The organism is Citrobacter sp. XY323 (assembly GCF_025106035.1).
In the GTDB taxonomy this organism is placed as follows: Bacteria; Pseudomonadota; Gammaproteobacteria; order Enterobacterales; family Enterobacteriaceae; genus Citrobacter; species Citrobacter braakii.
Map to the genome: position 1 here is coordinate 249,757 of NZ_JANYUK010000009.1, position 14,321 is coordinate 264,077.

The window sequence follows — 14,321 nt, forward strand, 5'->3', positions numbered from 1 at the left end:
TCATGAGTAAAACAGCCGTTTTCTTTCATGCAGGTTGCCCGGTATGCGTAGATGCAGAACACCAAATCGCACTGGCACTCGATCCCGCTCAATACACGGTAGAAATCGTTCATCTCGGAAATGATAAAACCCGACTGAATGAGGCCATCGAAGCTGGTGTGCAATCTGTTCCGGCCCTGGTACTGGATGGCGGTATCCCGCTTCACATCAACTTTGGTGCGTTTATTAAAGATCTGCTTTAAGGATAAAAATGAAACGTATTGCGATTGTATTAGCAATGGCTGTCGCCACCTCTGCCGGTGCACATGGCAATGAGCCTCATCAGGGCGGAATTAAAACCAGCGCCGACAAGGCTGTATTGGCTGAGTTTGATATTGTGCACACTAAAGTCACTACCGAAGGGAATGTTGCCACCTTCCATATGGCAGTTTCCGGCAAGGCAGGTAAAAGTAAGCCTGCAGTAACAGGTAAGCTGGCGGGAACGGAAATTTTCTCTTATGTCTGGCCGACAACGATCGATCCGTATGAAGTGGGATTTGAACATAAGGCCGGTATCCTGGCACTGGCGGTAACATCCCATCCTGATCTGGATGATACGCCGCTGTATGATGAAAATGGCGATGGTAACCGCAACAATGATGGCGATCTGTGGCATACCCACTGGGTGGTGCTGAAGCCTAACGAGGTCTGCGGGCCTGGCGCACTGGCCGTAGTTGATATTCCTGAGGGACAAAAACCTAGGCTGCCTAAAACCTGGCCTGGCTTGCCGATACTGTTGGACAGTCCGGGCTGGAATCCTACGCTGACAGGTGAAACTGTAGAAGTGAAAGTTCCGTTCGATAATATTGGCGTGGTCACTGCCAGCCAGTTTGATGGCGTAACTGCCGGGCTACGAGTTAATGCGTCCGTTCATGCGCCGCTACTTTGCGTCGAGGATGTATTTAAAGTGGCCTCTGGCAAGCTGACGCTGCCGGGGAAAGTAAACCAGTAACGGAAATTAACCCGCACCACAGTGCGGGTTCTGGAGTTAACATGAATATCATTCGTCATCCGCGAGCACCAGCATTGACAATTGAACGCTGGTTTAATACGTCACAGCCGATAACCCTGGAATCATTACGCGGCAAGGTCGTGGTAATGGAATCATTTCAGATGCTGTGTCCTGGCTGTGTTTCCCATGGACTGCCGCAGGTTTCACGTGTGTATGCCACTTTTCCACAGGATAAGGTGGCCGTTATTGGCCTACATACGGTTTTTGAACATCATGAGGTAATGACCGCACAGGCACTGGAAACCTTTCTATCAGAATACCGCATCCCTTTCCCCGTCGGGGTGGATATGCCGTCTCCTGACAATGATGTCCCCCAGACCATGCTGTCCTACGCTATGCGCGGTACACCTACGTTGACGTTAATTGATCAGCAGGGATACCTACGCCAGCAATATTTTGGTCAGGTAGACGACCTCGCGCTGGGAGCAGAAATCGGGGCGTTATTGAATGAGTCGTTGTCTGTTTCCGAGAACACGTCTATGGCATCAGGGTGCAGTGATGGGCAGTGTGCACTATAGGGGTCCCGATAGAGATCCTGGCGTTAACCTTTTAGGGCACTCAGTGATAATCCCTGATGAATGTTATTAATTTTTCATGATTTTATAGCGAAGATCATCAACCAATTTTATATAACCAACTGAATCAGTTGATGATCTTTGGCTGGCTTATTTCCTGTGCTACCGCCCTCGAATGGCATTTTGTTTCAGCAGCGTATAACGATTAAGAAGCTGGTTAAGTCGTATATCGAGCTGCTGATACAAAGCGGGTGATACACTCCCCTGTTTTTTTAATTCCTCATCGATTTGACGCAACAATTCTTCTGTCGGCGGCGTTTGGTCAAGCTGGCGGCGGATAGTGAAAATGGCTGATTTCAACTCCGACCCCGTCAGATATTTACCCTTGCGTTCATCAAGCGCATTTAGCTGGGCGGTTAACGCTTCCAGCCCCTGCTGGGCATGATGCCAGTTTTGCAGAGCACTTTCCGGCAACGCTTCCGTAGTTAACTGTTTCTGTAATCTGCTCGCGATTACTGTCGTCTGCGATTCTTCCGGCCACAGAGTGACTAACTGCTGCGCTAATGATGCAGCGTATTCCCGCGACCACAAAGGTGACAAGCGATGTAAAACGTCCAATTGCCCTTGCGTTGCAGCAATTATATCTTGCTTCTTCCCCTGCAAATCTGAGGACTGCTTCAATGTGGACAATTGTTCAGGCGTCGGCACCTGTGGCAATGGCTTAACCAGTTCATATCCGTCGGCTCGCATAGGGTTGAGACCAAGAAAAGCGCCTGTACTCACCACTGCTGTAACCATGACACCGATAGCAAACCCCAGCCATATCCGTCGGGTTCCATGATCGATTTTGGTCGCTAAAACCGCTGCGCTCGATTGCCCGGACGACGCTGGCTCATTAACCACAAAGACCAGTTGTGGCAAAGACGTCACAACGTTATTTGTTGCATCTGAAGCCGGTATCATCACAACGGCCGAATCGGGTTCGGATTTCTCCAGACGCAAAGCTGCATTGTGCATCCAGGTCACGACAGCCTCCAGTTTACTAAGCGCTTTCAACTCAAGCCGTTGCAGCACTTCGCAGGCATGTTTTAAACTCTGTTCAACCCGATACACCATGGATAAATCAGTATATGACAGCGTTAGCGTACGCAATTCTTGCTGTAAACGGGCTGAGAGCCATGCCAACATCTCAACGCGGGCATGAGTTTGCTGTGGCCATATTGCATTCCAGTGGTGCGTCAGTAAGGCCTCCAGGAGTTCCGCGCATTCGGCAAGTCCCACCAGTCCCGCATTACGTATTCTGGCGACGGTGTACCAGGACAGTGTTTGCAGTTCGACGCCGTTATGACGAAACAATGCCAGGCTTAACTGTTCAACTTTTTTCCAGTCAACGTCCGGGCGCGCGGGGTGAGTCAGCTTGCTGATTTCATCGCGTAACAACCCGAACTCCGTGAAAGCACGCGGGTCACCACCGGTGCTGATGCGATACTTATCCATGTCAGTACACTCCAGTCTCAAGCCAACCCTGCCTCTTAAGGTGACGGATAAGAACCCGCCCCTCAGGGGTAAAATCAGTACCATAGCGAACAATGCCAAGGTCTTGCAGTTCAGCATCAATGGAATAACGCAAATGCCCCGGAGTTTCCTGCTCCTGCATCGTTACCTGAATACCTTTTAGCCGCGGTTCATACTTCAACAAAACCTGAGAAAGCGTGCTGATAAGCTGATGTGCCGTACCTGGCATTCCCTGGAGGATTTTGGTCATATCCGGCAGACCGTAATCGGGTAAATGTTTGAGGCTACCGGCACGAGTATTCAAAATGCGCTGCATATTATCCAGGACGGATAAGATGACCTGCGTGTTTTCACTGACCGAGTGCAAAGGGAAACCACCGGAAAAATTACCCAGTAAGATGTCATAAAGAGACGGCTGCTTGACCATTACTCATCCTCCTGCGCCAGGAGTGCCAGAGTCCGGGTATTTAATTCAAGCACACGCGCCTTATCAGGATCGAGATCTTCACGGCGTAATACCACGCGCCATGAATCTTCAGACTGTTCAGGAGAAATAAACATCCCCGCCACGGCAACATATTGCGCTTCCTTTTCGAGTGGAATATCGACAGTTACACTTTCACCAGGACGTATCAAAACATCTTTCTGAGCCAGTAAATCTGTTTTCACCACCGTGCTATCTTGCTCAAATAAAGACTGATAATTAGCCGAATCAAACGCTTTACGATCTTTGAGTTGGTAAATACGCACAACCGTAGAAAGCGCTATGCCCTGCGCATTTTTATTAGCGCCTTCTCTGGCGGAAAGATCCAAATGCAGCGTTTTAATTTCCTTATAAAAAATAGACTTCGTTAATGACACCGTGCCTTCCGATACTTTTTGTGTCAGACCACATCCAGTGACCACACTGGTCATTACGGTTATTACGGCAAAATTAATAGCGATAATCGCCAGTCTCATCGGCTTCCCTCCGCTGATCATGTTGACTAAGGCTCTGCCAAAGCCCAAGTTTAATTGTTATAAATTGATTATTAGCTTCCGGGTTATCCAGACGCAAAACGGCCGTGCGGCCAAGCTGTACTGCCCGTTCACATTTGTTACTGGTAAGTTGAGCATCCGGAAGTGCCGAGCGAGGAATGCGTAATTGCAGCCTTGCATTGACTCTGGCGCCTAAATACACGTGCATCAGCGCGAGAAAATCATGATAAAGCTGGCCGCCCGGTAACCAGTCGCGAACCTCATCGGGAACATCCGTTGTAAGAGTAATAAGCACCTGGCTGTTAATATCTACAGCGCTATGTCCCATCACCGGGCGAGAATGGAGGCTAACGGGTTGCCGCGTACTCATTTTTAACGGCTTATCCTGCAGGATTAAGCGCTTATCATGAGGAGTCACGGTGATATTTGTTGTTGGTGATAATAAAGATACCAGCGCGGATATACCTTCCTCCGTACGCGTTGGCATTCTCATGATTCCCAACAGCGCCAAAAAACGCGATAACGGAGCCTCGGTTTGCGTGGCGCATCCCCGAATGCCCAACCCGGTCAACCCCAGTAAATATTGTGATGTTTCATCTGTAGCGCCTGGGCGGAAGGTCGCCGGATAGCTGTATTTACGCCAGATTCGATAAAACTGCGTAATTAAGCGATGGTTAAAAATATCCAGAAACTCAGCAGCAACGTCCGAACCTTCCTGACGCTGGGCAATATCATCCTGATAGGTTGTCGGCAGCGGTGATTCCACGCCATACAATCCCATAAAAGTGACACGAACCGTTGGTGGAAGTATGGGTTGTAGCGGATCATATTCTGCATTTTTTAGCTCCCCCGCCGGGAACCCCATCCCGGGATGAGGACGAAAACGAATGGTATCGAAGCGCGGACTTTGTTGGCTTCCAGGACTTGGCGCTTGTGGATTCCACTGTTCCAACAACTGGCAGAAACGATAAAAATTAGTACGGGGTAGGTTTTCACCAAGGCTATTTAGCAGCCGGGTAGTCGCTGATTGTGATTCTCTTTCCATCGCAAGCTTTTCCCTGCCGGCTGTATGATTAAAGTAAGCTGATTAAATAAATGAATATCCGCATACAACGCAAAAAAGCGGTTAAGCATTTCACCAAACAGATGAATATCGCCCTCACCGGTAAATCCGTTCTCATCAAGCGTTATTTCGATATCCACCCCACGGAGTAAAAATCCTTTTTCAAAGCGCTGTATTTCATGTTGCTGAACATCCATGATCGCATCCAGACGACGATAATTAAGCTCATCGTCCTGCCAGTTATAGAGAGACAACGTTCCTTTGAGCACTTCTGCGCTGGCCATCATATTCAGAAAGCTGGATCCCAGGTGGCTCAACACTCGCCAGTGAAAACGATCCTCTGCGGGAGGATAAGCAGGTAGTGTCGGCTTACACAGATTGCGCACGGCAATCGGCGTCTGGAGGATCTGCTCGCAGCGATTGAGCAATGAACTCTGCAAAGCTCGCCTGGGTAGTTGACCGTTTGTTCCGGTCACTTTTAATGACAAGGTTTCCTGCTCAGCAAGACGATCCCGCTCCCAGGCATCTCCTCCAAGGATCAACCATGTATCATATAATCCGGATACGCCGCGTCTGACGCGAGTATGGTAATAACGCTCTGGCGCGTTACGGCGCATCATGCCTCCCTTATGGCGAAAACTGGTGAAAGGAGCATAGACGGCGTTATGCGTTCGCTGTGAACCTGAAACCGCATCGACTGCATAAATTTCCGTATGTCCATCCTGCAACCTACGCGGACGCAGCAAATATTCGCTTTCTAGTCCATTAACCACCAGTGGATCGGCCTCCATAGTGAAGAGATTAATCACCGGAACGCAATGAAGACGAATATTTTCACTCCCCAGAGGAAGCTCAGAATTCCACTGTTGAGTCAGTACCACCTCTATTTCAAAGCAATCTATACCAGCAGGAAACATTATCTTTTCCAGACCGTTAAGATGGACAAACATAAATTTTTCGCGGAACGTAAAATACTCAAGCAATAATTGCCAGCCGCCAAACGCCGTATCGCCTTTTGGCCATAAACTGTCTTCACTGGCAAATCCGCCAGGTGAAAAGTAACCATCCAGTCGAATACGCTCTACGCTTTTGGGGAGCCTCAGATAAAGAGAGGCCAGACGCTTTGTCAAAGCAAGGTGCAGCGCATGGGTCACCGGTGCATCACCACTCAGGTAAAAACTGAGGCGCGTCAGATCAGTTTGCGACCAGTCCATCTGTGGATTGCACTTTATTCGCATACGGATGACCGAGCGTCCGTCAGGTTCCGCATCGATATTCACCGCCGTGACAGACAGCGGATTGAGCGTGACGGGCTGTGTAGTACGATACTGACATACCGTTTTTTTAGGACCGACGGGCTGTGACAATACGCCAAACCGCGCGTTAATCCTCTCGCTCATTTTCAGCACATCAATATCAGGTAAAAGCTCGACAATACTTAAGGAAGGGATGGTACGTAAATAATGAGGCCACAGCAGACTCATCAAACCTTCGGTAAATTCAGGAAGATGATCGTCAATTTTGGCCCGCAATCGCCCCATCGAAAATGCAAAACCTTCAAATAATCGCTCCACATAGGGATCGGGAATACCGGCTTTATCCAGATCCAGCATGGCTGCACGATCCGGATGCGCCTGCGCAAACTCTTTTGCCGCTTCCCTTAAATAACGCATTTCCGCGTCATAATAACGCAGAGTTAAGTCTTCCATTTTACAGTTCGCTTATTTTGTTTTAGCCACACAAGACGGCAGCTCTGGCAGGATCAATGGCTACCAGTCCGGACAACAGTAAGTCCATCTCTGGCATCAGACGCGCTTTGTCACTTTCACTGCGATTGGCTTTTAAACGCAGAAGTTTCAGCCGTCGCGCTTTTACTTCAAACAGCAGTTCAGGCTCCCATTGTTTGAGGGTGAGAGAGTGTGCTGTCGCATTCAACTCGCCAAGCAAATGCAGCGCGAGATCGTTGCGCCCACATTGTTCCGTCAGGCGAGCCATCAACAGTTGGCGTAACCAGCGTTGTCGACGTGAAATCACGCCGGGGCGAGCCTGAAGCCAGGCGAGCGCGGCTTCAACGCCTTCGCTATCCGCCAGCGTCAAGGCCTCGCTTTCAAGTAGCAGGATATCGTCGTCCGCCCCTGCGGTAGCCGCAGTGACTTTTTCCGTTTGCCAGTCACTTTCCTGCAGCACCTCACGGGCGATCCACTCACGCGTGACGTCATCGGCAAAGGGCATTCCGTCGTTAAATGCCAGCGTTTCCAGACCCGGCATCCGATGCAGCAACATTTTCAGATCGCTGATGATAATCCCGGCATTTTTATCCCATGGCGATCCAGCCCTCATTAATGCCTGATGAAGGTACCACTGCACATCAAGCCAAAAATGATTCACTCCCTCAACAAATAAGCTGTCAGTTAACTCAATCAATTCAGTCCAGCTTTGCTGCAAATAAAGACGTTTAAGCTGCGCACGGTAATCACTCTTGGGCGGTTCCAGACGTGTACGTCCGGCGCCATCTGGCGGAGGAAGCTGGCTGACCGTATCGAGCCGCACGCTTTTCATCAAATGATGCGCCGCCAGCCAGCCATCTGGCTGATCGGCCAGGTATTTCGCCAACACCCGTGCCTGCTCCAGCAACTCCCGGCCCGAGGCAATACTTTTGAGGACGGGAGTATCTGCGCTGTACCGAGCGGTTTGGGTGCTGATATTTTGTGGTACCAATGCCTGAGCACCGCCTGATTGGGCCAGACGGTTCTCCAGCGCGCTATACAGCGCTCCAAGCCCAGGGCGAATGCTCTCCTCTCGCTGATTAAATTGCTGGTCCAGCAACATCAGCGCACCGGCGATCCGTTGCGCGTCAGGTCGTGAAACTTCCGGGAATCGCGCCAGACTATCCAGCATCCGCCCGCCTGCTAACCATTCGAGGGCGGCTTTATGACTATTCGCTTTTAAGGGATGGAGAGTATCGCCATATTGCTGCATCAGGCCAGCCAGCAAAATCAGACCATCCGCCAGGCCGGACTCACCATCCTGGTGCAAACGCGCCCATGTGTAATAAGTGACAACACGGACATCCTTACAAGTGTTGATCAGGAGTTTTTCCGCAAGCTCAATGATGAGATCCGTTTGTGCGCCAGAAAGTTTATTCACCTCTTCCCGCATGCGCTGAAAATCATCGTCATAGCCAGGATCGTCACCACCCGGGTTGGCTGCTGAAATTGGCAATAACCAGTTTTGCCATAGCGCAGTCTGCGTTTGTGCCTGTTCCATCAGTTGCTGTTGTTCATCTGTCGAATCCGCACTGGCGGCCAGTAGACGATTCAGAGCGCTCATTCTTCTTCCTCTGAGGAAAGCTTGCTGCTAACAATAAAAATTGCTTCGGGTAGTTCAAAATCGCGGAGTTTGAGTAATGCAAGGGGACCTTCACCCGCTTCCGTGCGCAGGGTATAGTTCAGCGGCAATCCATCTTGCGCAGTCCAGCGCAGGTTAAAACCGCTGCTCACGCCAGCATTATCAGTTATCTCCGCTTTCTCAAGCAGTCTTATCCAGCCCCAGGTACCGGGGTTATCTGAGTAGATTCGGGTTCCCGTATTCGTGCTCACCCAGCTTAGGGTTGCTCCTGACGCTTGCGTATCGGCAGGCCAGACAACGTTTTTCCACGTAGGCATCTGATTAACGTAGGTGAGTTTCTGGCCATCCAGCACGAGGTCTGTCTGCATCACATCCCGTGCCGTTCCAGGACGCAGTTCAAAACGAATCCCGGCTTCTCCACGAATAAAAGCGACATCCGCAATTTGACTGAGCTGGTCCATCGCCTCGAGGAACGCAGGATTAAATACCAGTCCCTGAGCATTCACCGTGTCGGCAACCCAGTGACTTCCCTGTTTATGCAGCACACCGCTTAAATGACTTTCGAGAAAATGCTGAATTCGGCCATTATCGCTTCGCAGATATTGCGCCAGCAGCGGCAGGGAAGCTTCGCTGCCGACATCACGGAACGGATAACGTCCCCCGAATGCGCTGTTCCAGTCATTCACAATCAGCGCCTTCCATTGCGCATTCAGACCCGCCGCGGTTGGCTGCAACACCTGCTGCCATGACTGCTCCAGCGGCTGAACAAACATTGTTTGACCAAATCCACTCCATGCTTGCCCCAGACTGGCAGCCACCAGATTTCCATAGTCACGCGTGGTAGTGAGATCAACGGTTTTGCCCTGAAATACCGTCTGCGCCAGGGCCTGACTCATTCCCTGCGGATCGGCAGCGTTAGTAATCTGCTGGAGTTTCAGCCTGACCTGCGTTACCCGGGTCAGGTAGGTTTGCAGACTCAGATGGCTGATATCCTGCCCAGCCGATTGTTCATCCATCAATGCCAGGATTGGCGAGAAGGTACTCGCCATAGGACCTTCTTCCCGTGCATGCTGGTCAATGGTCTGTTTCTCTTTGGTGTTAAACAGATCCTTTGCCGACTTCACCAGTGAGTCCGACAACGCTTCCCCGGTTAACCCTGTACGTCCCTGAACGGCGAGCGTATTCATTAACGCAACCAGAGGAGACTGACGGATATCTGCAATCAATGTGAGTTGATCGATGGCATCACTCAGCGTTTGGGTGCGCTTCCAGCGAATACTGTTGAGAAAATCCAGCCAGTTGTCGGCAAAATCTATGAAGAAACGCTCGCTAAGACGCGCCTTTAACGCCTGTGGAGAGAGAGGGTCGCTTGCAGAGTGCGTTTCATCCCCCAGCACCTGATCCATCTCTTCCCGGCGGTTGCTTACGATTTTTTCTATGGCGGGCAAAACCTCCTCTTCCCAGGCTTGGCGGGTATACACGCCAGCAACCGAACTCCGGGTATAAAATACCTGGTCTGCCCGAGTATCGCCGGTCATGTCCTCCAGACGAAGATCGGTGTAATGCGGAGTCACCTGTTCAATGATTTTCTGATACAGGGCGGCTTCGCCATTGCGGATCCCCATCTGACGAATTAACAGCGTTCGCACCTGGCTAATAAGATTTTTATCGGCCGCTATTTTCCATTCAGGATGCGCCTGAAGGTTTTCACCCCAGAATTGCCAGAGCCCCGGCCCAACGCCTTGCCATGATGCGCGCGAAATGCCTGCGCGCTCTGGCCAGTCTTGCATCAGCGCCTGACTAAAAAATGACGCCTCCATCTGTTCGGGCCGGGAGAGCATCAGATACATTTTCAACTGGTTGTAGGCGATCTTTGCCCGAGCTGCAAACTGCGGGCTATCCGGTGCCAGTCTCGTTAACGCCGTCAATTCCTGAGTGAGATGTTGTGCGGCTTCATCACGCAGTAGTGGAATAGCAATACGCGTATAACGCGGCCATAGGGCATCCAGCAGAGCATCATTTTGGCTCAAGCCAAAGCGGTAATACCACGGCACGCCATTCTGCTGACGCCAGCGAAGCATGCCCGGCGTTTGCTGAAGAGCGGATAGCGCCGTAAGACGCTCGGCGAGCGGTTTATCCGGACCGCCGGCCAGTCTCGCCTGGTCCAGGCTTTCGGTGATCATATTGCGATTAGCCAGGAAAGAAACCGCCATTCCCGCGCCCCATAGCAGCATCAAACCGGCTGTACCGACTGCCAGCACTCGAATCCCTGAACGGCCTGTGCGTTGTGCCTTTAGCTCCGCAGGTAACGCAGGGAGTGAATCAAGCAACGCGCGCCAACGCTCATCACGCGTCCAGGCATGCGCAACGCGCGATGGGGTACTTTCCGCATACTGGCTCAAGATTACCGCCGCCAGCGGCAGGGGCCGATGCGGGCTGAAAAAAGTGGTCAACGAGTCGCTGATGGCTTCTGCATTAGGCATCAGCAAATTAGCCATTTTCAGTAAAAAGTTATCGCGGATATTTCGCGTAACCTGCTGCGTGCCCTGCTCCGCCATGTGCATTGCCAACGAGGTCAACTGCGAACGACATAAAGCCGTGGTGCATTTTGAAGGGAACATACACGTCGCAGAGTGTAAGGTTACGTTATCCGGTACAAATTGAGCGCCATGCAGCGACCAGAGGTATAACGGCACTCGCCAGCGAAGCGTGGTAAAAACAGCCAGAAGATGGCGGGCGGCCTCATCTATTTGCTGTGAAGTTAAGGGCACAACAGGGGCTGATTGAAGCAAGGCATCATGTTGCTGAAAAGTATGGGTTACCCATACAACCCCATCCAGCGGGCGCCGATGCAGTTTGCGTATCGTATCAAACAGCGAGACATCTGGCGTTGCAGTGAGCTTGCCTCCCCAGATTAACACCACGCCATCCCCTTCAACCCAGCGCTGGGAGGTGAGTTCAGGTACCAGTTGATCAACCTGAGGGGCATCCCCCATCACCAGCAGGATACACGTTTTGGCGCGCCAGCGGCGACCGTAGTTATGAAGAAGATATGTGAGTACATGATTTAAAATTTCAGCGCGGCTATCTTTAATATCTTTCTTTGATTTATTCCCAGCAATGACTAAACCAGATAACATGTTTAAGCGATGAAAATAATTTTTTGATATAATCATTTGCCATAAACGAACAATTGCATCATCAAAAAGCAATATTATGATACATACTCCAGCAACTATCAGTGACGCATTTTGTTTTTCCTCCATGGTCGGAATATGAATCAATGGATTCTCTACCCAGATGAAAAAACCTCCTGTAATTAATATAAGCAAAATAATAAACCACGTGCTCATACGTTTCTTATTTTTCACATCAACCTCCTTCACCAAGGTTATACCGGATGAACAATAAGCATATGAGTGGTTTTATTATTAATTAATAGCCATTGTGCCACATTTGATTTAACAGCATGCTCATTAGCACATATTAAAATGACATTTCCTACTACCGAGTTAAGCCTGCCAAATGTGTCATCCAACACGAAATCTCCTTTTTTCGATAACATATAACCACATTGTTCCATTGACTGGAGTGCCAGTGTCAGTGTTTCACTCTGTATCTGGCTACGCCAAAAAAACCACGGCACCTCTGTCGTTATATTTCCCCATAACGTCACGGTTGTTACTGACTCCACAGGACCGTCCATAACTACTGGACGATGTATCCATGACTGCGGTGTTACATGATGTTGAGTTAACCAGGCTGGTGAAGCCAACAATATAGCAGACACAGATTCGGCCTGTTGGTCACGTGGTTCAAGGAACAAATTAATCTCAATAGAGAGAATTAATATCTCCTCCTGACAATCCAGATAATTATCAATCCACATTATTCCGTCACTTTCTGTACAGATAGTCAGATTTTGGTCATCAAAAGATAATGAACAGACCCGATGCCAAACGGTATTAATCGTTTCATTCTTCAGCGTACCATCATGTAGAATACGGATATGGAAATTCCCAAGGAATTTCTCTAATTCAGGTTGTAACTGTCGAATAATATCTGTCAGTAATTTTTCCATACGTAGCAGGTAACCGACCTCACTCACATCGGTAAGTTGAGGGGAGATTAGTGCAGTAGTTAACACCCTCCGATATTGAGGAAAGAAATACGGTTGAAGTTCACTCTTCTCTTGTAAAAGCGCTGTGGCCAGTTTATTTCGGGCGACTGGAGTAATATATGCTGTTGCCAACATCCCCATAGCTAATCTTCCTAAAGCAACCTGCTCGTCGTATTGCTGCTGATGTAAGTGATTCCACCAAATGATACGATCGCGTTCATTTTCATAACGTCGCAATTGAAAAATATAACCCATAAAACCAACTAAAAAAGGAATAAAAAGCGAGCAAAACCAAAACCAAACTGTATGTGTAGATTCATTTCCACGCCAAAATGATAATACTAGTATTGCCCCAGAAACAATACAGAGAACTATAGTAATAAACCAACGACGTTTATCTGGAGGGACTGGTAATTCGGCTTTCTCTGGGATCTTTTTAAGATCGATGGGCATATGTTACAGCCTTCCAGCAATGGGTAATGAGGAAATTAATGTACAGCCGCATCCACAACGATGCCCATGGAGAGCAATAGGCCTACCATTAATTCTGGATCCAACATCCCCTTCAATTATAATTGTTTTACCATGTATTGGGCAGAAAACTTTATCCAGCATACAAGAAACCGGCAACCCCATAAAGATAACGCCGGAACTCCCTTCAAGAACAATACCACCATGAGTCGTTTTATCTGATAGACGAATAACTCCAAGCATATTTCCCTCTCTTTATATTGAACAAAACTATCCGATATCAACTGATAACATCTTCCACATAATTTCTTCCTGGATCATTACAATAATAATATCTAATATGTTACCATTATTAAATGTAACACTGCCTGAAAGTACACCTCTGTTACCTTCGACAAAATATTATTAAAACTGTAACCCTCTATTTTTTCAAAATTATAAACTTTCATTGCCAACTGAAAATTTTCGTTTGTAATCTTCTCGCGCATATCACTAGCCGTTTGTACATACGCTAAGATATAGGAATTGTTCGGTAACAAATCTATTTCAACTCTTGCCGTTCCCTTAACACCAGTCGTCATAAAAAATGAAGGAAAGAATAGATATTGTTAAAATAGCGACAAATGCCAGGCTGGCAAAAACCTTCAATTTCGCTGACCTCTTCTTCCCAGCATAAAAAGTTGATTTTACACGCCAACCGGATTCTTTTATGAGATTAACAAGAGTGACTGTGACACTGGATGATACAAAACCGTAACTATAAACTTTCCTAACTCGCCATTATATTTTAGTCCCGGGCACCTAGCTTAAACTTTTCTATTCCATAACTTAAACTCACCTTTAAAAAAATAAGTTTGATCCAATCCCCCATTCAGAACTGGTTGATTTTTCCTGATAACTAACCTGTTTACCAACATCATCAAATACAAGTTTAATTTGAAAGACCCCTTTTAAACCGCCGGAACCGAAGATATTTGACCAGTTAGCATCGACATAATTACAAATAACAACAAGGTCATGCCCCCTGTATAGTAAATGGGATACCTTGATGTTCATTTAAATCCAACAATCGTTTTTAAGGAAATTAAGTTGCAAGGTCCCACGGATGGTGTAGACATATTCTAAGGTATATTTATCTCTTCACAATTAATAAATAATACTAAACGTTTAATTCATCGCCTCCGCAGAGTTCACCGCACAGCGGACGGTGGTGCCATCAGGAAAATAGTTATCCTTAATGGCATAACCGCGGAAAAAGGT

General features: G+C 48.5%; 13 protein-coding genes. 3 read left to right on the plus strand and 10 right to left on the minus strand.

All coding sequences use genetic code 11. The features are described from left to right. Positions 1-2: 2 nt before the first annotated feature. Genes N0B36_RS13900 through N0B36_RS13910 form a run of 3 tightly spaced genes read left to right on the plus strand, consistent with a single transcriptional unit; the run spans position 3 to position 1,569 of the window. Positions 3-242, plus strand: coding sequence for a hypothetical protein (locus N0B36_RS13900; protein WP_016154483.1), 240 nt, complete (start codon positions 3-5; stop codon positions 240-242). An 8-nt stretch (positions 243-250) separates the two neighbouring features. After that, on the plus strand, positions 251-991 hold the full coding sequence (locus N0B36_RS13905) for a hypothetical protein (protein WP_200047177.1): 741 nt from the start codon (positions 251-253) through the stop codon (positions 989-991). Positions 992-1,032: 41 nt separating this feature from the next. Next, positions 1,033-1,569, plus strand: a complete 537-nt coding sequence (locus N0B36_RS13910) for a redoxin domain-containing protein (protein ID WP_047499262.1) — start codon at positions 1,033-1,035, stop codon at positions 1,567-1,569. A 159-nt stretch (positions 1,570-1,728) separates the two neighbouring features. On the opposite strand, the gene N0B36_RS13915 is transcribed toward N0B36_RS13910, so the two are convergent. From N0B36_RS13915 to N0B36_RS13960, 10 genes are all read right to left on the minus strand, one after another. Further along, positions 1,729-3,063: a VasL domain-containing protein gene (locus tag N0B36_RS13915; protein ID WP_259688502.1), complete on the minus strand. Its 1,335-nt coding sequence runs from the start codon at positions 3,061-3,063 to the stop codon at positions 1,729-1,731. Between the two features lies 1 nt (position 3,064). Then, positions 3,065-3,508, minus strand: a complete 444-nt coding sequence (gene tssE, locus N0B36_RS13920) for a type VI secretion system baseplate subunit TssE (RefSeq protein ID WP_047414982.1) — start codon at positions 3,506-3,508, stop codon at positions 3,065-3,067. Next, positions 3,508-4,041 carry a type VI secretion system lipoprotein TssJ gene (tssJ, locus tag N0B36_RS13925; protein WP_019077653.1) on the minus strand — a complete coding sequence of 178 codons (534 nt, stop codon included), beginning with the start codon at positions 4,039-4,041 and terminating at the stop codon, positions 3,508-3,510. Before tssJ ends, tssE begins: the two co-directional genes overlap by 1 nt. Beyond that, positions 4,016-5,104, minus strand: a complete 1,089-nt coding sequence (tssG, locus tag N0B36_RS13930) for a type VI secretion system baseplate subunit TssG (protein WP_259688506.1) — start codon at positions 5,102-5,104, stop codon at positions 4,016-4,018. The genes tssJ and tssG overlap by 26 nt, the downstream gene beginning before the upstream one ends. Further along, positions 5,065-6,831, minus strand: a complete 1,767-nt coding sequence (tssF, locus tag N0B36_RS13935) for a type VI secretion system baseplate subunit TssF (protein ID WP_137380015.1) — start codon at positions 6,829-6,831, stop codon at positions 5,065-5,067. The genes tssG and tssF overlap by 40 nt, the downstream gene beginning before the upstream one ends. 22 nt (positions 6,832-6,853) lie before the next feature. Beyond that, entirely contained in the window at positions 6,854-8,452 is a 1,599-nt protein-coding gene (gene tssA / locus N0B36_RS13940) for a type VI secretion system protein TssA (protein WP_153690021.1), read from the minus strand. Next, on the minus strand, positions 8,449-11,823 hold the full coding sequence (locus N0B36_RS13945; protein WP_409065455.1) for an ImcF-related family protein: 3,375 nt from the start codon (positions 11,821-11,823) through the stop codon (positions 8,449-8,451). Before N0B36_RS13945 ends, tssA begins: the two co-directional genes overlap by 4 nt. Positions 11,824-11,861: 38 nt before the next feature. Continuing rightward, positions 11,862-13,043, minus strand: coding sequence for a hypothetical protein (locus N0B36_RS13950; RefSeq protein WP_235117281.1), 1,182 nt, complete (start codon positions 13,041-13,043; stop codon positions 11,862-11,864). Positions 13,044-13,046: 3 nt separating this feature from the next. Further along, positions 13,047-13,304, minus strand: a complete 258-nt coding sequence (locus N0B36_RS13955; RefSeq protein WP_200047479.1) for a PAAR domain-containing protein — start codon at positions 13,302-13,304, stop codon at positions 13,047-13,049. A gap of 597 nt (positions 13,305-13,901) precedes the next feature. Continuing rightward, positions 13,902-14,117 (minus strand): hypothetical protein, encoded by a 216-nt coding sequence (locus N0B36_RS13960; RefSeq protein ID WP_259688508.1) that lies wholly within the window; start codon positions 14,115-14,117, stop codon positions 13,902-13,904. Positions 14,118-14,321 lie beyond the last annotated feature (204 nt).